This window comes from Bradyrhizobium sp. CCGUVB23 (assembly GCF_024199885.1).
Taxonomy (GTDB): Bacteria; Pseudomonadota; Alphaproteobacteria; order Rhizobiales; family Xanthobacteraceae; genus Bradyrhizobium.
The window spans coordinates 7729171-7750969 of sequence record NZ_JANADQ010000001.1; the positions used below are offsets into that span (position 1 = coordinate 7729171).

The window sequence follows — 21799 nt, forward strand, 5'->3', positions numbered from 1 at the left end:
CCCCAACTCAGCCAGGCGTCTGTACGCGATGCGGATTGGAGGGACTGCGGGTTCAACATCGATCATCGGATGCAATGGTAGGAGCATATCAACATACAAGGCAGGGTTGCCGTTTCTACAGCAAGCCACGCTGGTGCAAGGTGATGATGATGACGCGGATGATGCAGTCCGAGATTGACTCGCCGTGCAGCCGCACCTTCTGCAGCCGCCTCCACGTTTCCGCATCTACCGGCATCTGCCAGTTGCCGTTTGGCAAGCGCCGCCCGATCTGCTCGAAAGGGAATTCGGCTGCAATTAAGGCGCGGCACTCCTCGGTGATTTCTATATCCGTCATCACTTTCTGTGGAAGTCGTCGCGGCTGGTGTTTGCCGCGCGCAGCCATCGCGCGCCGCGTGCAGCTATCGCCTGATCCGGCACAATCAGCCAGTTAAATCGCCGTAATCTCATTCGAGGTGGTGACAACGAAACCCGCCCCGCAGCGCGGCGGCAGTTTCCGTAAATGCATGGGCGACGATCGGGTAGGACGCCACATTGCGCAACAAGGCCAACAGTGGGCATCGATCTTCGCGAGGTGGATCACGCTTCTGTTCTTTGCTGATGCGCAGATCGGCGCGGTCTCCCCGTCAGCGCCAGCACGGCTCCGCCGCTGGTGCAGGCAAAGGCGACCACGTGCGGCCGCAGCGTCGCAAGGTCGGTGACCGCGATCGGTACATGATCGTAGATCATGCGCCGTTCAGCTTCGGGCTGTGGTCTCGGCGAGGTAAATACGGGCTGCATGAACGGTTACGCCGGCCGGCAGCGCGCGCACGAAGTCAGTCTCGACAGCGCTGTTTGATGACGGAACGATTGGCCAGACGCAACGCCAATTCGTCCGATCGTCGCCCATCTGCCCTCCACAGAAAAGAACGGTGATGCCAGAAAATCACTAGGCCCAGAAGGCCACATTGGCGGTGCCGGCGACAACAAAGCAACCAAACGAAGGCACTTCAGACGGCGAAAGCGTCATAACCCATTTTAGAAAGCCTTAAGGGCTCTCGTTCATATCGCGGGCTCGATGGTGCCGTCGGCACGACGATGCCCGGTACCGTCTGGATGCTATCCAACGCTCTCGAATGGAGCACCTCTAACAAAGCCAGCGCGACTAACTGAAGACCTTTCGGGGGCTTGCCTCATGGGGCGAAGACGCGCGTCGACTTACCAAATCCAACGCCAACTGCTGATTACTCGCGAATGGCGTCGCTGGCTTCAATCTCATTCGATCGATCGCGGGGCAGCCTCCGCCCGCGATTACGTTGAGGTTCCTTTGCGAATTAGAAGATAAGCGCTCGCCGCTCCCGAAATTCCACGCAAGGGGGCGAGACAAGTGGGAAATCGTCAACGGTTGGTTGCTGGCTTGCGACCAGCACGGGGACGGAAAATGCCCGCGGAGACATTGATCACAAGCGTTACGGCGATCCAAAGCTCCAGGCTGACAATCGCGCGCAAACGAGGGAGCGCGACATCTCGACGCGGGCACTGTGGGATGAAGCGAAGCGGAGGCTGCCAGATGACGCTGATGATCGTGATGCGCGGGGCAGACAAAGAAGATCAGTCAGTGACTTAGCCTCTTGCCCTGATCGTCGCGATGCGACGGAGCCTCGACTCCGCCGAGGCTCAGACATTACCGATACTTCACAACGTTGACGCGATTTAACAAGGCTTCAGCCGTCAGCGCGGATAAATCGCGTGCGTCATCCAAGTCGAGATGACGCCATGAAGTTTGACGAGCGGGAACGTACTGCGCTGACGGATGCAGGCTTCGCCGTGGCCGACGATAACAAGGCAGCCTACGTCGAAGCTCTCGTCGCGATCGCCGCACACGATGACGAAACCCGTTGGCTGACGTTCCCCTTGCCGAATGATACGCGGATCGTGTGCGTCACTTCGCGCGACCAGATCGCCTCCGCAATTATGGATGGCTACGCGGCGAAAAGGAGCCAACTTCAGTGAAGCTGATGTTTCCTTACACGAGACTGAAGGCACTGTGGAACGAAGCCGTGCAGCAATGGCCGGTTTCGGTGCGCACCATGAACGGTCAGAGCTTGCCCGGTTTCTGGCTTGTCGGTGGCCAGGGCATCTATCTCAAGCATAACGGCGCGAGGCCCAAGGGCAGTGCTACCGTGGCCTATGCGAACGAGTGCGACCCGCTTAAGGATCCATTCGAGAATTGGTTGGTCGTCAAACGGGCTATATTCGGCGACAGCGACGGCATGGAATTCGTCGAGGCGGTAATGATCGGCACTGCCGTCGATGGTGGCTGCGACATCGAGGTTATGTTCGACCACGACACGATGACGGTGACGGTCGTAGAAAAAGGGAAGGCTAGCCTGCGATGGCAATCGTTGCGAACTCGGCACGCACAAGAGCGATACGATTGAAGAAACGAGATACGAATGGCTGAGTGCAGCAAGAGCCGGCATCTGCGCGCCAAGTGAGTACGCCCTGAAAGCAACGACCCCGACGCCTATCAGACGCCGAGGCGCCCGTTAGGCTGCCTACGTCCTTGATCGTGCTCGGCTGTCGCCAGCGCATCACGAGAGCGCATCCATAATTCGGTAAATGGCTGGATGCTTCCGGTTCTTCACCTTGATCCAATGCTTTGATCGCCCCGCCTGGTAAGGTCGGTCGCGATGCTTCGAGACAAGGCCCTCCAGCCCCATGCCGGAGGCGGCGCGGAACAACTTGCCAGCAACGGCAGCGATAATGCGTGCGAGCGTAGAAATTCAAGGATCGTCATTGGCGTGCCACCGTATGAGCCGAAAAATGAACCCTTTCGGCAGATCTGACACAAAGCCAAATCGACAACCCGGTGAAACCGCCTTGCTCGAACTCGCCAAGCTCAAATGCCAAGGGAGATGAACCCGGCGCGTTACTGTCCAACCAGCGGCTACTTTCCTGCTGCACGTGTCAGGATGGCCGTCATCAATTGGGCCGTCGTCTGCCTGGAGCCAACAGCCTGTCTCTTGAGCTCCCGATAGACGTCGGGAGGGAGAGGAACATTGGCAATGATCAGCGTTCCTGCCGGCATCATGTTCGCGGCGATCTGCCGTTCGAGAACATCGTCGAACTGGCGCATGCGGCTCCATTTCTCGGCGTCGGCGAGTCCGGGCTTGCGGGAGACGACACGACAATAGGCAGCGACCAGGACGTTCTGCGCATCGCTCCATGAGATATTGGGGTCAGCGATTTGGAGTTTATTGATTGACTCATTGATCTCGTTGGCGAGGTCAACCCGGTTCTCGGTTGTGAACAAGCCGCCACCTGAAGCGTCGCCGCTGAGATCGGGAACCGACCCCGAGGCGATTTCGGGACATTCGAGAGTATCGGCGCCGTAGCTTTGCCCAGTCGCGCAACAGAGGAGCATGAAAAGCACGAGTAAACATCCGATGCGCCGGAACTTCGATAAAGCTGCAGTAAGCAAATGGGGCTTTGCGATTGCTTCCACGGTCGACTCCTATTTGCTGGACGGTGTCAGGCCGCGCGGCCGGCCATTGCCCGCGGACCGGGTGTGTGGTCGACGCAGCCACAGGCAATCGCGGTCATCACCAGCGCCGGGCCGGCCAGGAACAGATTGATGCCAACGAGCAGGCCGAGCGCCGAGGCCACACTACCCGGCCAGCCGCCTATGATGATCACGGCGAACATCCCATCGGCGACGCCGCTCGCCAGCGTCCACGGCCACGCCTGCGGGAACAACGCCCGATGCACGATCGCTTGCGCCGGCACGCCTGCGCTCGCCCGGTCCCTGTTCGCCTCGGTAATCCAACCATGAGCCATTTCAGTGCTGCCCGCGACCGGCCTGCTCGGTTACACTTTCCCGAATGCAGCGGAGCGCTCCAGCCGATTGGGTTCAGCGTCTTTCAGTTTATCGTCGGTGGCCCACATGACTATACGAATTCGGCCGATAGCAACTTCCTGAGTGATGCGCCGGCTAAATCGGCCGAGCCTTGGTCGCCGCCAGAAATCGCATCTGCTGAACCCGACGTCCGGTTCTGTGCTCCGGCTGTGTGACCCTTCGATAATCTCGGCTTCAGAGACAGAGCCGACTAGATTTGCTCACCGCAAGTATTGCGGCTCGTGACCCCATTTGAGACATGGAAGCTCTTAGATTTCTGCCGTGAAACTTAACCTCTGAGACCCATTCCGCCGGCCACAAATTCCTGCTGTAATCTTGTAGGGCGACGTTCGCCGCTGCCAATAGCCTTTGGGGGAGGGCCCCGCGACGGAGGTGATAAGACCGCGTCGCGTTTCACGAAGGGGAGTGAGCTATGTCTAAGTCAACAACGGCAATTGTCGCGCTGGCTGCAATTACAGTTTCGTCTTTCGCACCAATCCAATCGGCAGAGGCGCGTCGTCATAGCGCGTATTGCGGGTATTATGGATACCTACCGCCGTACCCTTTGGGTGGCAACCATAGTCCTCGTGTCAATTTTGTTCCCGTCGTAGCTTACTGTACTGCTCACCCTTACGTCGTCTGGAAACACTGCAACGTTGATCGCTGCTGGTAAATCCTACAACGATGGAGCTCTACCGCTCGGTGATCTAGGCGCGCGACAAGAATGTTTTTGGTCCTTTCATAAATTGTACCAGATCAGTGCAGATGAGGACCTGACGCCTCCGCGACCTGCAATTCAAGATACGCATCCGCAACAAACGGCAGCGCGAGAAATACGCTACCGACAAGAGGAAGAAGCGCGCCACGATTGATGGAGGTCGAGCTTCATGCTGACAAACTAATGCCGCATCTCGTTGGTTGCCTGGCTGTGCCAGGAAGTAGCGCTGCAGCTTGCCTACCGCTGGTTCTGCAAGCTGAATCTCGACGACAGGTTCCGCACCATTGGACGTTCTCGGCGAACAGGGAAGGGCGCCAGAGCGAGATCCTGCGCCACATTTTCCAACGCGTGGTTGCAGCCTGCATGGCAGCAGGCCTTGTCAAGGGCGAGGGGGGCGCGGTGGTACAGGCGGCAAGAGCGCCCCACATTGTTCTGAACAAGCTCATGGTTTCCTGCCGAGGTTCGGGCCGCAGCCTTCGCCCAACTCCACCCACCAAGCGATTTTGCCTATCCAGGCAGGATCATGTTTCTCGGCAGAAGTTGGTCGAAACGCTCTAGACGCGCTATGCAGTTCCGGCGGATCGTACTTTTACCGATCGCTTTCCAGCGTAACGGAAGGTGACTCACCAAAGGTGGTGCGATACGTCACCGCAAAGCGACCGAGCTCCAGAAATTGGTGATTTCGGGCGACCTCCGCGACGGTAACGATCGAGGGATCGGCACGCTGGAGCGCAGCACGAACTTTGTTCAATCGTCGCAACGTGACGTAACGTGTGGGGCTTACGCCGAGAAATTCGGCGCAGCACAGCCGCAGCGTTCGCTCGGGTACACCGATCTCTGTACAGAGCCTAGGCATGTTGAGCTTTTGATCAATACGTTTGCTTAGTGCTTCTTCGAAACGCACCATGACAGCGGCATGATGGTGTCTCGCCCTGGCATGGTCGTCTGCCTCGTTGACGGCCAGGCAATGGATGATGGCGTGAAGCAATTCCTGCTCCAGTGCTCTAGCAATCTCGGGGCGATGGATCAATTTTCTCTTTGCTTCCGTAACGTGGCAGGCCTGCCTCAAAAGGCCGCGCAATCTCGATGATTCCTCGCGCGCAGGGCGGAGCATTCTGCTTGAGTGCGGCAAGGGGATTTCACGTCCGGTCAATGCCTTGGCGCAACTCGCAAGTTCCCCGACCGATAACGATATCAACCCCCATTGGCAGGCACCGTTGGATTGTTGATGCATGCGTTGCTCACGACCGTGCAAAACGAAGTCGCGGTGCTGCAAAGCAATTCCCTCGCAATTGAGAGATGCCGTACCAACTGCAAAAGACAGAAACACCCGTTCGGGGGGCAGGACGATGTAGGCGATACGCGGCAGGTCCTCCCAGCACCAATAAAGTTCAAGTGTTTTCAAGCTCAGACGTATCAGTCGTGCCTTGAAATCTCCGGCACCTGTTATCGTGAGGTTGACACGTATGTCGCCAAATGCGGCTGCGTAAGCATCCGGATCACTGAAAGTGAGTGTGCCGCCTTCTGTCATTTTGCGATGCCCCGTCGAACCGGCGGAACAGCTCCTGCCAGCACTTGAAGCTTCTGGACCTCACCGAAGATGGCAGGATCAAGTGATTAGTCGCTGTCGACTATGCGATTTCGGAACATTGCAGGTAAATTATCAGGTCCGATGCCTATGCGTGTCCGGCAGACGGGGAGGACGATCTCGTCGTGCTGCGATCAATTGAAAAACCGCGGGAGGCGATCTTTCAACACAGCAGACGACCGGCATTTAGGGCCGAATACCCATTTTGTAACAGCAGGAACGATAGGCGCCCATGCCAGCAGCATTCCTCATGGCAGTAGCACCGGAACTCATATCACCGGCGGCGGTTGCCGCTTGGTTCGACTTGGCCGCTTGTACCGATAGCGAAGTTGAAGGAGCGCAACGACTAACGCGCCAGCAGCAACAGGACGATTGTGGTCGCAACCGCGAAAGTCGCAATCCAGAAAATGATCGGCCGGGTGGTACTCATGCGAATGACGCGGACGTTGGAGATCATGATAGCAAGTCAATTCTCGAGCAATCCCGCGGGGGAAAGACCATGCTCACCCCGAGTGGGCTGCCGCAATGTCTCCGATGGAGACTCTCCAAACAGCGCGCGGTACGCAACTGAGAAGCGCCCGAGCTCCCAAAAGCCATGGTCGGTGACTATCTGGGTGACGGTTGCCTTGGACCGATCCGAATGCAGGAGCGCCCGCCGCACCAGGTGCATTCGACGCAATGTGAGATAGCGGATCGGCCCCATGCCGAGATGCTCTTCGCAGCAGGAGCGAATTGTTCGCTCTGCGACGCCGATGGCGGCGCAAATTTCGCATAGATAGATTGGCCGGTCGGGATTTGCCTCCAGGAATTCTACGAACCGGCTTACCAGGGTGTCGTGACGGCGGCCGACTACGGTTTGCTCTAGGGAGTGGCCTTCGGCGAGGCATCTTACTAGGGCGTGAGTAAGCCCAGTCTCTAGCGCTCGGGTCACTTCTGGATGCTCCAGAATGTCCGGCACGTCATGAGCTAGTTGCCCGATGATCTTGTGCAAGTTCAGCAGTCGGCACATCAATGTAGAAGGTGGGCGGGTAATGCAGTTGTAAGATGTTGCCGGCAACTCACGACCGACGATCGCCTCGGCGGCAGCGGCTAGAACATCAGATGGGAGCGACACCGCGCCATAGTGAAAGTCCGCGTCAGATCGTTGATGTACGACGTCAGATCTGTTCATTACGATGTCGCCGGGCTGAACTTCCAGGCCGCAGTTGGTAAACGATGATGAATTGCATTCGGTGAGAAAGCCAATTGAGGTGCGGCCAGGCTTGACTGCAACGGTATTGATCTCAGGCAGCGAAATGTGGATCCGATGGATCCAAATAGCATTCATGGCGACTTGCGCGATGCCAGCATGGAATTTCCCCTTCGCTGAGGGAAACAGCTCGACATCGGCGGTAGGAAAAGCCGCCCGACAAGCTGACGGATCGTGAAGACTGAAAACTCTACTGGATGCCATTCTGTTCTCCTCCCGAAAACAGAAAGCAATGACTGGGGCTCGTTCCAAAAAGAAACGACGACCGTCAGGAGGACCTTGCTTCGCAAAAGCCCAATGCGATTTTGGCGACCTTCATTTCGCGGCATATCCTAGCTGCGCCGTAACGTCTGATCAACGTCGGCTTGTTTGACTTAAATCAATGTACGGATTGTGACACGGCAAATGGCTGCGGAGCCCACGTGTTGCGCGTCCGTCTGCGTAACGCGCAACAAGCTCGGCATGCGCGTGATGAACTCAGGAGCGCAGTTGGTTTCAGCGTCGCAGATGGAATCGAAAATAGGCTGAAACAGGCAGGGGCGATCAGCGATGCCGAATTTGCAAGACTGCGCGCTCGGCTTGTGCAGTAGTTCCGCTCGCTGAAACCCTTGCTGTGTTACGCATTCAGGCTATGCGGCATGCGAAGCCGAAGCTGATAAGGGAGATGGGGATGACGGCACATCAATGTGCCGTCGGTAGACATGCGCGTGCGCTGAAAAGACATTCCGGTGCGACGCCAAAAGCTCAGTGTTGACAGCGAGTCTAGGGATCCGAACTCACCACCATCGTCAGCTCTGAGGGCTAGCTCGCTCAGTCGGACGGCGGCTGTTCAATCCAATGGCGCGCGACCCTCTTGATGGGGCCCCTTAGAACAACGTACGGAACGAAAGCGAGAAAAATTGCGATCACCGCGGCCTCGGCTGGATGGAACGTATCGAAAAAAAACCACTGATATGCGACGTCCATCACAACGCCGAGGATCAGGATCCTGGCGGTCGATACGATGCCTTCCCAAAGCAGACTGCCTCGCTCCCGGGAGTCGCGAATGATCGTGGCGGCATAGGGCAATCGCCCGAGGCGCGCGTCGCCGATGCCGTCGCGCAGGGCCACGATGGCGGCCATTGTTGGCTGCAGCATGAACCGGAAGGTCATCGGGCCGCCCGGCCGCGCGATGATGTTTCGCCAGAGGCGAGCCAGCTCTTCAGCAGAGATCCCGTACCAGGCGATGCCTGCGACGACGAGCCCGAACAGCAACGTGACGGCTACTCGCGCCAACTGCGATGGCCAGTCGGTCATTTCCCACTCGGAGCGGCTCGGCGCAACTAAATCAGTTCCAGCAAAGCCATTAGTCCTAAGGCGCTCCGCCTTTCGCACTTGGACCAAGCTGGCGGACAGCATCTTCAACGGATTTGAATATGCATCCAGGTTCGAGGATTGCGAGCAAGCCCGTCTGCTCTGCTTCGACCGTGGCTCGTTCGTCAGCCAAGCGGGCGATCGCGACGTCGATAGAGTCGGATTTGAGCCGAGCAATAGTCTGCTGCAGAATTTGCGAGCCGGTATAGTCGATGGCGATCATGCCGCTGGCCTCGATCACCAAGAGCCTTGGCGGTGCCGGCGACCGTGCAAGCGCGGCCATGATCTGGTCGCTGATGTATTGCGCGTTGGTGAAAGTGAGCGGTGCCCCAGCCGCGAAAACGACGACGCCAGGTTCGTGCTCGCTCTGCTCGCCCCGCCCGGGCGGCCACCAAACCGTGCTCCCTGGAACCCGCGATAGTTCCGCGCAATAGGGTCGGGCAACCGCGTAAAGGCTGCTGACGAAGGACAGCGCAATAGCGAGCAGCATGCCGGTTTCGATCGGCAGCGCTACGACCAGCGCGGCGCTCGCGGCGACCACCAGAATTTCCCACCCGCCCTGGCGGTAGATCCGGATCATCTCGCCGAGGCGGAAAATCTTGAGCGCGATATAGACAAGAATACCGGAGAGCGCGGCATGAGGTAGAAAGGCCGTCAGCCTTGCCGCTAAGACGACGAGCGCGATCATAAGCGCGACAGCCGTCATCGAGGCGATTTGCGAACGTCCGCCGGATTCGACGACAATGGCCGTGCTCGGCGGACTCGCATCGACGGCGAACGATCCGATCAGCCCGGTCATGATGCTACCGGCGCCGACGCCGGCAAAATCTCGGCTGACATCGTCCGGCCTGCCTTTTTCGGATGGAAAGGTGCTTGCCACTGCCGAGGTCTGCATAATGCAAACCATGGCGACCACGAGTGCGAGCGGTACAAGATGGCCGATTTCGTTGCTGTCAGGCATAGGTGGAAGTGCTAGGTGCGGAAGCGCGACCGACAATGGCCCCAAGACGCTGACACCTCGGCTCTGGAGGTTGAACAGCGCCACTGCGACCCCGGCGCCGAGCAAGCCGAAAAACGCGCCTGGAATTTTAGAACTGATGCTCGCGGCGCCGAGAGTCACAATCAGGACACCAGCCCCCAGCGCGAGCGCATAGAGATTGGCGTCGCCCAGATGGCCCAGGATGTGAATCAAGCGCGAGAGAATATGGCCCCCTGGCGCGGGGATACCGAGTAACGTCGGCAACTCTCCTATGATTATGTGGATGGAAATGCCCGCCAGGAAACCTGTCGTCACCGGGGTGGACAATAGCGTCGCGAGCCAGCCAGCCCGGAACAGGCCGATCGCGAGCAATATGGCGCCGACCATCAGGGCGAGTAGCGGCGCCAATTCGAAATAGCGTTCAGTGCCGGAGGCAGTCAGGGATGCCAACCCACCGGCGAAAATTGGAGCAATGGTAGAATCGGCGGCGACCGACATGAAGCGGTTCGCCCCAAAGGCGGCAAAAGCAAGCGATCCGGCGGCAAAAGCGTAAAGACCAGTCTCGGGCGGCATTCCCGCCAGCCGCGCGGTCGCTAACTGTCCCGGAATGGCGATGGCAGCCAACATAAGGCCCGCGATCAGGTCGCGCGGCAGCCACGCGATCCGATAGCCTTGCAGAGACACGAAGAACCATGCGGGCATGGACCTGGTCCTGCTGGTAATCGACTTCTTTTTCGACCGGTGTTGGGCCTATAGTTTGCCTGCTGGCGGATCCCGTTGCTATGTGATTCCGGCAGGCGAGGGCCCCGACCAGGTGTCGCGATCAACAAGGTTGCCTCCTCGTACCGATTGTGACCCCAGGAGATTGCGCTGCTCCAACATGTCAGAGCCAAACGGACTCGCGGCGCGTCGCCTTGGAGTTCCGCTGTTGGACCCGCAGCCGATATGGGTCGGAGCGACACGGATAGAATCCTGCGCCGTGAATTTATTAATGCAGCACCACCCGTGAAACGCGTTTAGGTCCGCCGAAAGTGCATAGCGCATCCGGGACCGTCCGCCTAAACCTCCCTCCACGAATGGCGTTCTGCCTGACCCCGGGTCACCGGCCTTTTCGCTCTACATCCGCGCCAACTAGGCGGACGAGACGGTGCTCGATAGGCAGTGGAAGCCGCCCGTCGTTGCGCGTCTGCAGTGACGCAGCTTTAGCGCGCGTGATGATCGGGCGGAAACCGTCGGAGGGTCGTCATGGAAGCGTTGCTGGGGTTTCACATCGGCTTCTGGGACTACATTACTTTTCTAGCGATCTTGGTCATTCTCATCGCTCTTCGTGCCGCTATCATCATCATTCTGGGCCTTCCGGGCCGCATCGCCGTCGCACACAATCACCCGCAAGCAGATGCAGTCACTGCATTGGGTTGGCTCGGCTTCTTGGGAGTCGTGCCCTGGGTCTATGCGCTGATCTGGGCACTTAAGCCCACCGATGTGATCGACATCCGCTACATGCCCGAGGAAGAACGACGTGCGACGGATGCAATGATCGCACGCTTGGCCGGCAAGGAGCCATCCCCACCAGCGCCACCCAGGGAGCCCCCTGATAGGGGCGCAGCGCCATGACCGCGGCAATTCTAGTCCTCGTTGCCGAAGCTACGGTGTTTTGGCTGGTCTTCTTCAGGCTCAAGCTACTACGGCTCACCCCCACCTGGGTTGTCATCTTCATCTTCATCATGGCTCCCGTCTTTGTGGTGTTCCTCATCGGCCTGCGATTCGTTACGCCCGTTTCTGCGAATGCCACGATCGTTCAGCACACCATCCAGCTCATTCCGAGGTTGCCTGATCCGACTCCCGTCACAGCTGTGCTGGTCGAAGAAAATACCTGGTGAAAAAGGATCAGCCGCTATTCCAGTTCGACCGCCGTCCATACGAATACCAGGTCCGGCAGACCGAAGCGCAGCTCGCCGCGGCCAAGCAAAACGTCAAGGTGTTGCGGAACAACGTAGAAATCTCGACCAAAAATGCGCTCAAAGCGAAACTCGAGCACGATTTCATCGCTTATCAGAAGGGCCTATTCGACAAACTTGCACAGGAGGGTGCGCACGCGAGGAGGACGTCATACAGTGGCAGACGCGCGCGGCCACCGCGGAAGCAACCATGGACGAGATGGCGGGAGAGCTCGAGCGCGCCCGGCTCCAGTATCAATCCGAAATTGATGGCGTCAACACGTCAGTCGCCAATTTGGAGGCGCAACTCCAGCAAGCGCTGTACTACTTGGACAACACGACGCTTACCGCTCCGGAGGATGGCCGCATCGTAAACCTGCAGGTTCGCTCTGGCATGGTATCCGGCACCCGGCGCGCCGGAGGAATCGCGGCCCTGATTGCAGAAGCCGACCGTTATTTGCTGGCGACCTTCTACCAGGAGAATCTGAAATACGTGCAGCCAGGTCAATCCGTCGAGGTCGCGCTTGACCTCTATCCTGGTCAGATATTCGCCGGAAAAGTCCACAGCATCTGGCGCGCCAACGGCGTGGGACAATATTTGCCGAGCGACGAGATTCCTAAATTCGGGCCATCGCCTGCAAATGCCCCGCAAGGGCAGTACGCTGTAAAGATCCTGTTGGACGATTCCGACCAGTCCAAGTTTCCCATCGGGGCGCAAGGCAGCGCAGCGATCTACACAAGCGGTGAACATGGCGCGTGGGCCGCGCTGCGTAAGATCTCGATCCGCGCGCACTCCTGGTTCAACTGGCTCTATCCGATCAACTTCTGATCAGTTCCGGAGGCTCCAGCCGCGCATTCTTTTTGCTGCGATTGCTCACAGCCGGTTATGGCCCGTCACGACAACCTAGCAGGTCTCGCTGACGTCTCCTTTCGGAGGCAGAGGAGCTGGCCTAAATGCTCACCGCAATTATCACGCCTCGTGACCCAAGTCGGAAGTTAAACCCATTCCAACCGCTGCCCGATATGCTTTGATGCAGGCGGTTTGCACTATCAATGTGGCGCATTCTTTGAGCGGCGAGTCGCCAGTGCCGACGAGGTGGACGGAATGAAGCCAGCTCCGAGCGACCCATCACTCTCCGATCTTCTGGGTCGGCATCGCGTTGTGTTTAGCGGCGATCGCGATCTACATTTGGTCCGACGACCTTTCGTGGCGGCCGACCTCAAGCTCCAGACAAAGCGGAATCAACTGAGACTACGACGGGCTGCTCCCACTTGCTTTCTAGCTTCTGCTCGAAAAATTGAGCAGGGCGCCCTAGTTGGCTTTGGCGCGTTGTCGAGGGGTAGCGAAGCCGCGTTCAGTGCCCACGCCTTTGAGTGGTGAAGCAGGCGGCAGGTTACCGCCTGCCGCCCGAAGCATTACCACTCAGCTGTCGCCGGCTGCTCCTGATAGGGATGACCAGAGCAATGTCTACGACGGCGAGCAGTTCATCGTTGATGCCGTCGAGTGATACGGCAGTGAAATCTTCTCAGTCCCTAGCTGGTACGAGCCTCTTTTGCGTTTTGAGTTTCCTCGCTTGTACGATTGAGCATCGCTATGAGTTCTTCTTCGAGCGACCGCGGCGAAATTCCGAGTTGGCCAAATCCAGGCCGGCTCTCCGAGGCCGTCGTGTCGATCTGCATAAGCTCAACCTGATTGCGCGTGAGCGGCGGGTGCGGCAGGAACTCGGCGAAGCCGGCGACGGCGTCCCAGAGAGCAAAGGGTATTCGCACTAGTACCGGCCGCAATCCTGCGGTTCGCGCAATGGTCCGCAACAATTCCTCGTATGAGTAAACGCGCGGACCGGCCAGTTCGTAGATGGGATACGGCCTTTGTGTTTGCCGCAGGACTTGTGCGATCGCCGCGGCGACATCGCCCACGTACACCGGCTGAAGCCTTGTCCTGCCGTCGCCGAATAGCGGATAAGCCGGCAGGGTCCGAAGCAGTCGAAGAAGTGTCGTGAGAAAGGCGTCGTCGGCACCGAACATTACCGCCGGGCGGATAACAACTGCGCCAGGGAATGCGGCTTGCACGGCCGCCTCGCCTTCACCGCGATTGCGAATATAGGGTGAAGGCGAGGCGGCGGCAGCGCCTATTCCTGATAGGTGCACGAACCGTTTGGTCCCGGCCCGTCGCGCCACTCTAGCGATCCTTGCGGCCGCTTCGACGTGCACCGAATGAAATGTGTCGCCTCCATGCTCGACGTATAGGCTAATTGCGTTGACGACACCGTCGGCACCCACAACGGCGGCTTCCACGGCGCGCTCGTCATGTGCATCGGCGACGATCTGTTCCACGTTGTCGCCAACGGCCCGCGCAGGGTGCCGTGAAGCTATGCGTACCGTAGCGCCGGAGTCGCTCAAATAGCGCACGACGCGACGACCAATAAAACCAGTCCCCCCAAACACGGTGACGTGGTTCATTCCCTGGTTCATCCCGCGATCCTGTACGACGTTGTTTATTGACCCGCCGAGCGTCGCGCGCACTGCCTCGGCGGCCTCCGCCGGCGAACGGCCTTGGTTGAGATGATGTGACATCACATCAATCAAGATTTGCACTACTGGTCCGACGGTTTGCCACTCTTTCCTGGCTTGATCGATCAGTGGCTCCGCTTCAGCATTGAGCGTTTGCGCCTGTTCGATGATCGGATGAGCCTTAACGAGAAGATCGATCAGCGCCTTGGTCGCCGGCAATGACTGCTCAATTTGTTCCAGTTGCGTATTGCTGAGACCGGAAACGTGACCGATGACTTCATTGAGCAAGTGTTTCAGCATAGCGCAACCTTGCTGGCAGCGACGCACTAACTCGGGCAACCAACCCAAAGTGAGGCATGGGCGCCGTCAAGTCGATGCCATCTCCCTGGCCGCGATGTCATCGCGAGCCGCCTGTATCGAACACGATCTGATCGTAATCCCATAGCCGCTCGATGAACCTGCGAGCTCGCTCGGTTCCATCCGATCCCGCAGCGCTCCATAGTATCTCCTCTATGGTGCGCTTGCCGTCGATGGCGGCGAAGATGCGCGCTTCGGCCGAATTGATCGGGAGTGCGAGGTCGGGATAGGCATGCGCCCGATTGATCAGAACGGCGGCGGCGCCGGCGGGTAGCCGCTCACGGATGCATAGCGTCCACGGTAGGCACAAGGGAACGTAGGCTCGCCAAGCCTCGCCATCGAACGCAACCGGGTGGCTCTCGCCGGCTCGATCGTCGCGATAGGCGATGAAGTTGTGCCAGATCATGGTCCCGCGCAAAAGTTCCACCGCGGCGTGCTGGGACGGCGGCGGCAGCGAGAGGAGACGCGCGGCGTGCGGCATGCCCGCGATCGCCCCGCATTGCGGCAAATAGGGCGCCTGCTCGTACCACCGCCCGAACTTGAGCCCGCATCTCTCGAGCCAGGCGTAGAGCTGCGGTACCGTATAGGCGCGATCAAGTGGGTGCAACAGCGCGTCGGCGAGCGCGTTCGCCCGTCGGAAATCCTTCGCCCGCCTCGCTACTTCAGCGATCGGGTGATCGTCGGAGAGTGCGCCGATCAGGTCGCCGAGGCTTCGCAGCTCCTCGTCCGTAGCGAGGACCCCGAGCAGGCGACAATAGTCCTGCATCATATAGATTCCCGCGCGCCCGTAGGTCGCGTAGACCATCACATGCAGAGCGCCGCCGAGTGCAAGGACGCCGCGCAGCGCGCGAAGGCCGACATCGGGGTCGGACAGGTGGTGAAGCACGCCCGTGCAGACGACCTCGTCGAACGCCTGGCCCAGTTCACCAACGTCTTCGACGGCGAGTCGATGGAGATCGAGGTTTCGGAGGTCGTATTTTCGCTGAAGGTCGCGCGTGTGGCGGAGGCTCGCCTCGCTGATGTCGATGCCTGTTACGTGCGCATCGGGTTCGCGCATCGCGTAGGCTGCGGCCTGCGAGGTCCCACAACCGGCGACCAGAATTTCCCGCCTTGTTCGCTGAGCTTGCGTCGGCCACAGCAGAAAAGAGAGCGCGCGCCGTCGGTCCGGGTTCCGATAGAGCTCGCGATGCTTGTCGAGGCTGCGGAGCGGCGCCGGATACGGATGGCTCTCGTAGAACGCGCGCACTTCCTCGGCGCGATCGGGGGCCGCCGAATTTGTCACATCTTCGAGATCCATAAGAGGCGCTCTTTTGTTGCGATGGCTCGGCCCTGCGCGTCAGGCGGGGCGCAGCATACGGCTAAAAAGACGGACAGGCCGAATATGGGAAGTGCCTCCGATCGCAAGAACCGGCGAAATTCATCGGCTTCTCTGATCGTGGTTGTCGCATGCGTTAGCGCAGCATGCCTACCGCTCCACCCCGTTTCTGTGCCCACGCCTTCGGCTGATCTTGGTGAGGTGGGCGGCGAGCCCGAGCTCGCCGCCTGTCGCAAAGATATCGGCGCTAGTGCATACCGGATGCTGCTTCGTGCATCTTCTTCAGCGCCTCATCGAGCGTGAAGGTGTTGGGCGCCTGGATGGGCGGGAAGTCCTTGAAGGTCGCCGCCCACTGCGCCGCGAGCGCCTGTGCGCCGTACAGAATGTAGATGTGGTCGATGAACCATTCGTAGTAGCTGTTGGATGTCTGGTCGGCGCGCTCATATGGGTCGGTGCGAAGATTGAAGAATTTTGGCACCCTGAGCCGGGTGAACGGCTCCGCCCAAACCTGCAGCGTGCCATGGCAGCGCTGCTCCATGAACACGACCTTCCAATTGTCGTAGCGCATGCCCAACACGTCCCCGTCGTCGCTCAGATACATAAAGAACTTGCGCGGACTCTCTTTGGCTTGACCGGTCAGGTAGGGCACGAGATTGTAGCCGTCGATGTGGTTCTTGTAAGTGCGGCCGATCGCCTTATAGCCGGTCTTGAGCTTGTCGACGACGTCGGGATCGCCAGCCATCGCGAGGAAGGTCGGGAACCAGTCGTGGTGCTGCACGATCTCGTTCGAGATCTGGCCCGGGGCGATCTTGCCAGGCCAGCGCGCAACTAGCGGCACGCGGAACGCGCCTTCCCAGTTGGTGTTCTTCTCGCTGCGGAACGGTGTCATGGCGCCGTCCGGCCACGAGTTCATATGCGGGCCGTTGTCGGTCGAATACATGACGAAGGTATTGTCGGCGATCCCGAGCTCATCGAGATAGTCGAGCGCCTGGCCAACATTCTTGTCGTGATCGATCATGGTGTCGTGGTAGGGCGACTGCCAGCGTCCCGCCTGTCCAACGCTCTCGGGCTTGGGGTGGGTCTTGAGATGCATATGAGTGAAGTTGAGCCAGACGAAAAACGGCTTGCCTGCGTCGTTGGCCTTCTTCATGAACTCCTTGGCCGCCGCCACGAATTCATCGTCGCACGTCTCCATCCGCTTCTTGGTAAGCGGACCAGTGTCGGTCACCTTCTGCTTGCCGACCTTGCCCCAACGCGTCTCCTCGGTCGGGTCGTCCCGGTCGGTCGCCCAGGAGTGCATTACCCCGCGCGGCCCGAATCGTTTGCGGAAGTTCGGGAAGTCCGTTTCGCTCGGGTAGTCGGGCAGCTCCGGCTCTTCCTCGGCGTTGAGGTGATAGAGATTGCCGAAGAACTCATCGAAGCCGTGGTTGGTCGGCAGCATGCGGTTCAAGTCGCCGAGATGGTTCTTGCCGAACTGTCCGGTCGCATAGCCCTGGTTCTTGAGGGCCGCGGCGACGGTGACGATGTGCTCCTCCATTCCGATCGGCGCGCCGGGGATGCCAACCTTGGACAGGCCGGTGCGATAGACGCTCTGTCCTGTGATAAAGGACGAGCGCCCCGCCGTGCAGGACTGTTCGCCGTAAGAGTCGGTGAACATCATGCCTTCCTTGGCGATGCGGTCGATGTTGGGCGTCTTGTAGCCCATAACTCCATGCGAATAGCAGCTTAGGTTCGAGATGCCGATATCGTCGCCCCAGATGACAAGGATGTTCGGCTTGCCTGGTTTAGCCATATTCGTCTCCTTTCACTAATCTGGTGTTTTTCAGTCACCCGCGAACTTGAGCTTCTCTGACTACGTGAGACGCAGGAGTACGGCGAAGAAGGCGAATACGCCTACGCAGATGAGAACGATTGCGATCGCCAGGACGGGTGAGTGTTTCCCCTCCTTCCCCTCCCTTGTCATTCCGGCAATCGGCTCGAACATGCCGCTCCACAGATAACGAACCGTGAACTCGTACTGCCAAATAGCGACGACAAGGGCGCCGACGCCGCATGAAATCAGGCCAAGCCCCAGGTACTCCGGCGCGGTCGGCAGGTACGCGGGACGGGCCCCAGGTAGCTGTTGCAAATGATTGAAGTACTGAACGATTGCGAAGCCGAAGCCGATCAAAGCAGTCGCCGTGCGTAGCCACGACATCATAGTTCGTTCAACGCTCAATCGGGTGCGGAGCCAGCCGAAATGGCTGTCAGATGTCACCTTGACGGTGAACCGATCTGCATCGGCAGTGGGGACTGTATCGGCCATGCTCCGACATCCTTCTATCAATGGTTTGTGCGACGCCACTTACCTGGACGGTTGACCACGCAAGATGCGTGCAGTCACACCGCGGATGATCAAATAAGGTACAAACGCCAGCACCAACGCCACGACGAGGGCCTGATCCGGATAGAACGTCTTGAACACGATGGCCTGATAGATCACGTCCATTACGAGCCCAAGAGCGATGATCCTGGCGGTCGCGTTCATTCCCTCCCGCAACCGTCCAATGCGCTGCTGCGGATCACCCAGCACGGTTGCGAAATATGGCGAGCGACCGGATCGAGCGTCCTCAAGACCGTCGCGGATCGCGACGATCGTGGCCATCAGTGGCTGCAGGACAAAACGAAATCGCATCGGTCCGTCCGGCCGCTCGACCAGGTCGTGCCAAAACTGTTCAAGGGCTTTGAATGTGAGGCCATGCCACAACACGCCCGAGACGAATAGCACGACGGCAACCACGATCACCGCTTTGGCCAGCAGCCCCAGTTCCTCGTGATCGGCAGCGGTCATCGCCTGCACTCACACTGCCCTTCCAATCCGTTGGCGACTGCGTGCGGACACCGTCCTACACGAACCAGTTCCGATGGACTTTGCGAGCTCGCCCAGGACCCTGTCAGAGTCGCATTTGTTGGTCGGGCGGACTATGCGAATTCGGCGCGTCGGCAAACCGCGTCGCGGCTTCCCGTGATCGATTGGGATCCCGCTCTGAAAATTTTGGGAGCTCTGAGTTCAAAGTGGTGTCTCGGTAGCGCCCGACGACAAGTTTGTAGTGAAAGCGACAATTGGTTGAAGGAGTTTTGCGGGTTCCGCCGTCCGGACCGCGGTTTCGAGCCCTGTATAAGCGTCGGAGGCCACTCCACAGAGGCCACCGATTTTGGAAATTAGCCGAACTTGCATAGCGCCGATTGGATGCTTCTTCGATGCTGGGGTGCATCGTGAGGCGAGGGGTGAATCAGGCCTTCGGCTTGGTGAAAAGAGCCGAACTGAGATTGGAGGATAGACGCGACGAAGCTGCGCACGAACGGCAAAAAATTGTGCAGTGGAGTGATGCACCCGGCCTAGCGGTCGAGGATTGTGATTCAAGATCGTACCAGGCCGCCTCGATAGCGTCTCCGTGAGACGAGGAGCCTAGTCATGGAGCTTGATCCGGTTCTGCTGTCGCGGCTGCAGTTCGCGTTTGTCATCAGCTTCCATATCATTTTTCCGGCCTTCACCATTGGGCTCGCCGCTTGGCTCACAACCCTCGAAGGCGTGCGGCTGCTGACTGGCAATCACCTCTACCGGCGCATCTTCGACTTCTGGCTCAAGATATTTGCCTTATCGTTCGGCATGGGCGTGGTCAGCGGCATTGTCATGGCTTTCCAGTTCGGCACGAACTGGAGCGTATTGGCGGAGCGCACCGGATCGATCCAGGGGCCGTTGCTCGGCTACGAGGCCTTCACCGCTTTTCTGCTCGAAGCAACATTTTTTGGCGTCGTGCTCCTCGGCCGAGACAGTGTGCCGGCCTGGTTCTATTTTCTCTCCTGTTGCATGGTCTCCCTCGGGACGATGCTGTCTTCGTTCTGGATACTGGCCAACAACAGTTGGATGCAGGTTCCTCTGGGCCATATCATTGTCGACGGCAGAATTGTGCCGGGCGACTGGTGGGCGATCATTACAGGGCCCATCATGCGGATTCGATGGCCGCACATGCTGCTGGCTGCGTTTCTGACGACCGGCATGTGCGTGGCGGCCACAGGCGCCTGGTACCTTCTACGCGGAAAGGATGTGCAGGAAGCGGGCGCCATGCTGCGCTGGGGGCTCGGGTTCGTTGCAGTCGTAATCCCCGTCCAAATGGTGTTCGGTCATCTGACAGGCATCTACGTTCTCAACTATCAACCGGCCAAGTTCGCCGCGATTGAAGCGCGTTGGAAAACTCAGCAGCCGGCAAGCGAGGTGCTGATCGCTATTCCCGATCCACGCCAGGAGCGCAATCTCTTTGCGCTCGAGATACCTAAACTTGGCAGCTTCATCGCCTCCGGCAACTGGGATGCCCGCGAGGGGGGGCTCGATGCGTTCCCACCGGAAGACCGTCCGCCGGTAATCATTCCTTTCTTCGCGTTTCGCGTCATGGTCGGCATGGGCCTGATCATGGTGGCAGTGTCCTGGTTCGGAGCCTTTCTCCGCTGGCGCGGCACATTGGAGAGCTCGCGTTGGTTCTTGTGGGCGACGTTCCTGTCCTTCCCTAGCGGCTTCATCGCGGTGCTGGCCGGGTGGTTTACTGCCGAAGTCGGTCGTCAACCCTGGGTGGTTTACGGCCTTCTGCGTACGAAGGATGCTGTGACGCCGTCTCTAAAGACGGGCGATGTGCTTCTGTCGCTCGCATGCTACGTCGTAGTCTACTCCATCATTTATGCTTTTGGGTTGTACTACATCTATCGCCTCTTGCGCGACGGTCCTGCGCAAGATGTGTCCGATCGGACGAAAATGAGTCCGGCTCGGCCGCTGGCCGTTGCGGTGCAAGCCACGAAAGAAGCGCCTCAATGAGTGCTGTGGAGCCCTCAGAATTGGCCCTGTTCTGGGTAGCTGTGATCGGCGTGGCGATTCTTGCCTACGTTATCCTGGATGGCTTCGATCTGGGCGTCGGCATCCTTTTTGGCGCCACAAACGACGCAAGATTGCGAAGCGAAATGATCGCTTCAATTTCTCCATTTTGGGATGGCAACGAGACTTGGCTGATCGTGGTAGGCGCGTCGCTGTTCGCCGCATTCCCGGTGGTCTACGCAGTGTTTTTGGCAGCCTTCTACATCCCTGTGCTGCTGCTTCTGCTGGCATTGATATTCCGGGGCGTCGCGTTCGAGTTCCGCGCTCGTGCCGCTCGCGGGCTGTGGGATCGAGGCTTCGTTCTCGGTTCTGTCGTGGCCGCCTTTGTCCAGGGCGCTGCCGTCGGGGCTATGATCCGCGGGATACCTGTCGTGAACGGCCAATATGCCGGAGGCACCTTCGACTGGGTTGCAGCGCTTTCGATCGTTTGTGGAATCGGTCTCGTGCTCGGCTATGCGCTGCTGGGCGCCGGCTGGCTGGTCCTCAAATCCGAGGACGTGCAGCTGCGCGACTGGGCACGCAACCGCATACCGCTGCTGGCCACTTCGGTCGTCGGGATCTTGGTCTTTGCAGCTGTCACTGCGTTCGTTGATCGGGCCCGCATGACCGGAAGCCTTTTCATGCACCGCCCCTGGGGCTTTGTCTTTCCGCTGATCGGCCTCGTCGCGATCGTTGGAATTTTTGTTGGAGCGCGTCGGCGCCTCGACTCATGGCCGTTCACGATGACGGTCGTGCTCTTTGTGGCCGCGTTTCTCTCGCTAGCGACGATGTTCTGGCCTTACATGATACCTTACAGCGTGACTGTGGCCTCGGCGGCGGCGCCCCAGGCTTCGCTTTCGTTTCTGTTTTGGGGCGCCGGCCTATTCGTGTTGCCGGTGATAGGTCTCTACACGTTTGTCGTTTACTGGATGTTTCGGGGCAGACAGCGTGCAGGCTACGCCGCGACAAGCGGACCGTCATCTGCAGCGAAGGGAGAACCCAAAGTTTAGCAATGCTGGCCGCTGAATATTCCCTG

22 protein-coding genes and 1 pseudogene are annotated in these 21799 nt (G+C 59.0%); 8 read left to right on the plus strand and 15 right to left on the minus strand.

The window, feature by feature from the left end:
* Window positions 1-115: 115 nt before the first annotated feature.
* On the minus strand, window positions 116-382 hold the full coding sequence (locus tag NLN62_RS35975) for a hypothetical protein (RefSeq protein ID WP_027528031.1): 267 nt from the start codon (window positions 380-382) through the stop codon (window positions 116-118).
* A gap of 194 nt (window positions 383-576) precedes the next feature.
* A complete protein-coding gene (locus NLN62_RS35980) occupies window positions 577-726 on the minus strand; it encodes a hypothetical protein (RefSeq protein ID WP_254111949.1) in 150 nt (49 codons plus the stop codon).
* A 1026-nt stretch (window positions 727-1752) separates the two neighbouring features.
* Between NLN62_RS35980 and NLN62_RS35985 the strand changes: the two genes are divergently transcribed.
* Together NLN62_RS35985 and NLN62_RS35990 are read left to right on the plus strand one after the other, a co-directional pair.
* Complete coding sequence (locus NLN62_RS35985; RefSeq protein ID WP_027528030.1) at window positions 1753-1989, plus strand: hypothetical protein; 237 nt, start codon at window positions 1753-1755, stop codon at window positions 1987-1989.
* Between the two features lie 5 nt (window positions 1990-1994).
* Window positions 1995-2417, plus strand: coding sequence for a DUF3085 domain-containing protein (locus NLN62_RS35990; RefSeq protein WP_245288323.1), 423 nt, complete (start codon window positions 1995-1997; stop codon window positions 2415-2417).
* Window positions 2418-2570: 153 nt separating this feature from the next.
* On the opposite strand, the gene NLN62_RS53700 is transcribed toward NLN62_RS35990, so the two are convergent.
* The 3 genes from NLN62_RS53700 to NLN62_RS36000 form a co-directional block, all read right to left on the minus strand.
* Window positions 2571-2720, minus strand: coding sequence for a hypothetical protein (locus NLN62_RS53700; protein ID WP_371933061.1), 150 nt, complete (start codon window positions 2718-2720; stop codon window positions 2571-2573).
* Between the two features lie 206 nt (window positions 2721-2926).
* Window positions 2927-3484, minus strand: coding sequence for a hypothetical protein (locus NLN62_RS35995; RefSeq protein WP_254111950.1), 558 nt, complete (start codon window positions 3482-3484; stop codon window positions 2927-2929).
* Between the two features lie 26 nt (window positions 3485-3510).
* Complete coding sequence (locus tag NLN62_RS36000; protein WP_254111951.1) at window positions 3511-3816, minus strand: hypothetical protein; 306 nt, start codon at window positions 3814-3816, stop codon at window positions 3511-3513.
* Between the two features lie 984 nt (window positions 3817-4800).
* On the opposite strand from NLN62_RS36000, the pseudogene NLN62_RS36005 reads away from it, so the two are divergent.
* A pseudogene (locus tag NLN62_RS36005) lies at window positions 4801-4994 on the plus strand (transposase); the annotation flags it as partial.
* 187 nt (window positions 4995-5181) lie between these two features.
* Here the strand turns inward: NLN62_RS36005 and NLN62_RS36010 are convergent.
* The 4 genes from NLN62_RS36010 to NLN62_RS36025 form a co-directional block, all read right to left on the minus strand.
* Window positions 5182-6123: a helix-turn-helix domain-containing protein gene (locus NLN62_RS36010; protein WP_254111952.1), complete on the minus strand. Its 942-nt coding sequence runs from the start codon at window positions 6121-6123 to the stop codon at window positions 5182-5184.
* 523 nt (window positions 6124-6646) lie between these two features.
* The gene (locus tag NLN62_RS36015) at window positions 6647-7633 is read right to left on the minus strand and encodes a helix-turn-helix domain-containing protein (protein WP_254111953.1); all 987 of its coding nucleotides are present in this window, start codon (window positions 7631-7633) and stop codon (window positions 6647-6649) included.
* Between the two features lie 606 nt (window positions 7634-8239).
* Entirely contained in the window at window positions 8240-8725 is a 486-nt protein-coding gene (locus NLN62_RS36020) for a hypothetical protein (protein ID WP_254111954.1), read from the minus strand.
* Window positions 8726-8780: 55 nt separating this feature from the next.
* Entirely contained in the window at window positions 8781-10463 is a 1683-nt protein-coding gene (locus NLN62_RS36025; protein WP_256576021.1) for a SulP family inorganic anion transporter, read from the minus strand.
* A gap of 543 nt (window positions 10464-11006) precedes the next feature.
* Between NLN62_RS36025 and NLN62_RS36030 the strand changes: the two genes are divergently transcribed.
* Both NLN62_RS36030 and NLN62_RS36035 read left to right on the plus strand, forming a co-directional pair.
* Window positions 11007-11375, plus strand: coding sequence for a DUF3302 domain-containing protein (locus tag NLN62_RS36030; RefSeq protein WP_254111955.1), 369 nt, complete (start codon window positions 11007-11009; stop codon window positions 11373-11375).
* Window positions 11372-11641: a hypothetical protein gene (locus tag NLN62_RS36035; RefSeq protein ID WP_254111956.1), complete on the plus strand. Its 270-nt coding sequence runs from the start codon at window positions 11372-11374 to the stop codon at window positions 11639-11641. The genes NLN62_RS36030 and NLN62_RS36035 overlap by 4 nt, the downstream gene beginning before the upstream one ends.
* Window positions 11642-11655: 14 nt before the next feature.
* Here NLN62_RS36035 and NLN62_RS36040 read toward each other — a convergent pair whose 3' ends face one another.
* Window positions 11656-11799, minus strand: a complete 144-nt coding sequence (locus NLN62_RS36040; RefSeq protein ID WP_254111957.1) for a hypothetical protein — start codon at window positions 11797-11799, stop codon at window positions 11656-11658.
* A 110-nt stretch (window positions 11800-11909) separates the two neighbouring features.
* Between NLN62_RS36040 and NLN62_RS36045 the strand changes: the two genes are divergently transcribed.
* Complete coding sequence (locus tag NLN62_RS36045; RefSeq protein WP_254111958.1) at window positions 11910-12527, plus strand: HlyD family secretion protein; 618 nt, start codon at window positions 11910-11912, stop codon at window positions 12525-12527.
* 704 nt (window positions 12528-13231) lie between these two features.
* Here the strand turns inward: NLN62_RS36045 and NLN62_RS36050 are convergent.
* The 5 genes from NLN62_RS36050 to NLN62_RS36070 all read right to left on the minus strand — a co-directional run bounded on the left by NLN62_RS36050 (window position 13232) and on the right by NLN62_RS36070 (window position 18711).
* Window positions 13232-14509, minus strand: a complete 1278-nt coding sequence (locus tag NLN62_RS36050) for a complex I NDUFA9 subunit family protein (RefSeq protein WP_254111959.1) — start codon at window positions 14507-14509, stop codon at window positions 13232-13234.
* A 97-nt stretch (window positions 14510-14606) separates the two neighbouring features.
* Window positions 14607-15863 (minus strand): bifunctional 2-polyprenyl-6-hydroxyphenol methylase/3-demethylubiquinol 3-O-methyltransferase UbiG, encoded by a 1257-nt coding sequence (locus NLN62_RS36055; protein WP_254111960.1) that lies wholly within the window; start codon window positions 15861-15863, stop codon window positions 14607-14609.
* A 265-nt stretch (window positions 15864-16128) separates the two neighbouring features.
* Window positions 16129-17673, minus strand: a complete 1545-nt coding sequence (locus NLN62_RS36060; RefSeq protein WP_027527601.1) for an arylsulfatase — start codon at window positions 17671-17673, stop codon at window positions 16129-16131.
* A 60-nt stretch (window positions 17674-17733) separates the two neighbouring features.
* Window positions 17734-18186 carry a YidH family protein gene (locus tag NLN62_RS36065; protein ID WP_027527600.1) on the minus strand — a complete coding sequence of 151 codons (453 nt, stop codon included), beginning with the start codon at window positions 18184-18186 and terminating at the stop codon, window positions 17734-17736.
* Window positions 18187-18225: 39 nt separating this feature from the next.
* Window positions 18226-18711 (minus strand): hypothetical protein, encoded by a 486-nt coding sequence (locus tag NLN62_RS36070; protein WP_027527599.1) that lies wholly within the window; start codon window positions 18709-18711, stop codon window positions 18226-18228.
* A gap of 624 nt (window positions 18712-19335) precedes the next feature.
* Between NLN62_RS36070 and NLN62_RS36075 the strand changes: the two genes are divergently transcribed.
* On the plus strand, window positions 19336-20727 hold the full coding sequence (locus NLN62_RS36075) for a cytochrome ubiquinol oxidase subunit I (RefSeq protein ID WP_254111961.1): 1392 nt from the start codon (window positions 19336-19338) through the stop codon (window positions 20725-20727).
* A 20-nt stretch (window positions 20728-20747) separates the two neighbouring features.
* Window positions 20748-21773: a cytochrome d ubiquinol oxidase subunit II gene (gene cydB / locus NLN62_RS36080; RefSeq protein WP_254111962.1), complete on the plus strand. Its 1026-nt coding sequence runs from the start codon at window positions 20748-20750 to the stop codon at window positions 21771-21773.
* Window positions 21774-21799: the final 26 nt, after the last annotated feature.

Bases quoted from the DNA above. Each gene is read 5' to 3' on its own strand.
- NLN62_RS35975 (WP_027528031.1), bottom strand. From the start codon at position 382: ATGGCTGCGCGCGGCAAACACCAGCCGCGACGACTTCCACAGAAAGTG.
- NLN62_RS35980 (WP_254111949.1), bottom strand. From the start codon at position 726: ATGATCTACGATCATGTACCGATCGCGGTCACCGACCTTGCGACGCTG.
- NLN62_RS35985 (WP_027528030.1), top strand. From the start codon at position 1,753: ATGAAGTTTGACGAGCGGGAACGTACTGCGCTGACGGATGCAGGCTTC.
- NLN62_RS35990 (WP_245288323.1), top strand. From the start codon at position 1,995: ATGTTTCCTTACACGAGACTGAAGGCACTGTGGAACGAAGCCGTGCAG.
- NLN62_RS36000 (WP_254111951.1), bottom strand. From the start codon at position 3,816: ATGGCTCATGGTTGGATTACCGAGGCGAACAGGGACCGGGCGAGCGCA.
- NLN62_RS36010 (WP_254111952.1), bottom strand. From the start codon at position 6,123: ATGACAGAAGGCGGCACACTCACTTTCAGTGATCCGGATGCTTACGCA.
- NLN62_RS36015 (WP_254111953.1), bottom strand. From the start codon at position 7,633: ATGGCATCCAGTAGAGTTTTCAGTCTTCACGATCCGTCAGCTTGTCGG.
- NLN62_RS36020 (WP_254111954.1), bottom strand. From the start codon at position 8,725: ATGACCGACTGGCCATCGCAGTTGGCGCGAGTAGCCGTCACGTTGCTG.
- NLN62_RS36025 (WP_256576021.1), bottom strand. From the start codon at position 10,463: ATGCCCGCATGGTTCTTCGTGTCTCTGCAAGGCTATCGGATCGCGTGG.
- NLN62_RS36030 (WP_254111955.1), top strand. From the start codon at position 11,007: ATGGAAGCGTTGCTGGGGTTTCACATCGGCTTCTGGGACTACATTACT.
- NLN62_RS36035 (WP_254111956.1), top strand. From the start codon at position 11,372: ATGACCGCGGCAATTCTAGTCCTCGTTGCCGAAGCTACGGTGTTTTGG.
- NLN62_RS36045 (WP_254111958.1), top strand. From the start codon at position 11,910: ATGGACGAGATGGCGGGAGAGCTCGAGCGCGCCCGGCTCCAGTATCAA.
- NLN62_RS36050 (WP_254111959.1), bottom strand. From the start codon at position 14,509: ATGCTGAAACACTTGCTCAATGAAGTCATCGGTCACGTTTCCGGTCTC.
- NLN62_RS36055 (WP_254111960.1), bottom strand. From the start codon at position 15,863: ATGGATCTCGAAGATGTGACAAATTCGGCGGCCCCCGATCGCGCCGAG.
- NLN62_RS36060 (WP_027527601.1), bottom strand. From the start codon at position 17,673: ATGGCTAAACCAGGCAAGCCGAACATCCTTGTCATCTGGGGCGACGAT.
- NLN62_RS36065 (WP_027527600.1), bottom strand. From the start codon at position 18,186: ATGGCCGATACAGTCCCCACTGCCGATGCAGATCGGTTCACCGTCAAG.
- NLN62_RS36070 (WP_027527599.1), bottom strand. From the start codon at position 18,711: ATGACCGCTGCCGATCACGAGGAACTGGGGCTGCTGGCCAAAGCGGTG.
- NLN62_RS36075 (WP_254111961.1), top strand. From the start codon at position 19,336: ATGGAGCTTGATCCGGTTCTGCTGTCGCGGCTGCAGTTCGCGTTTGTC.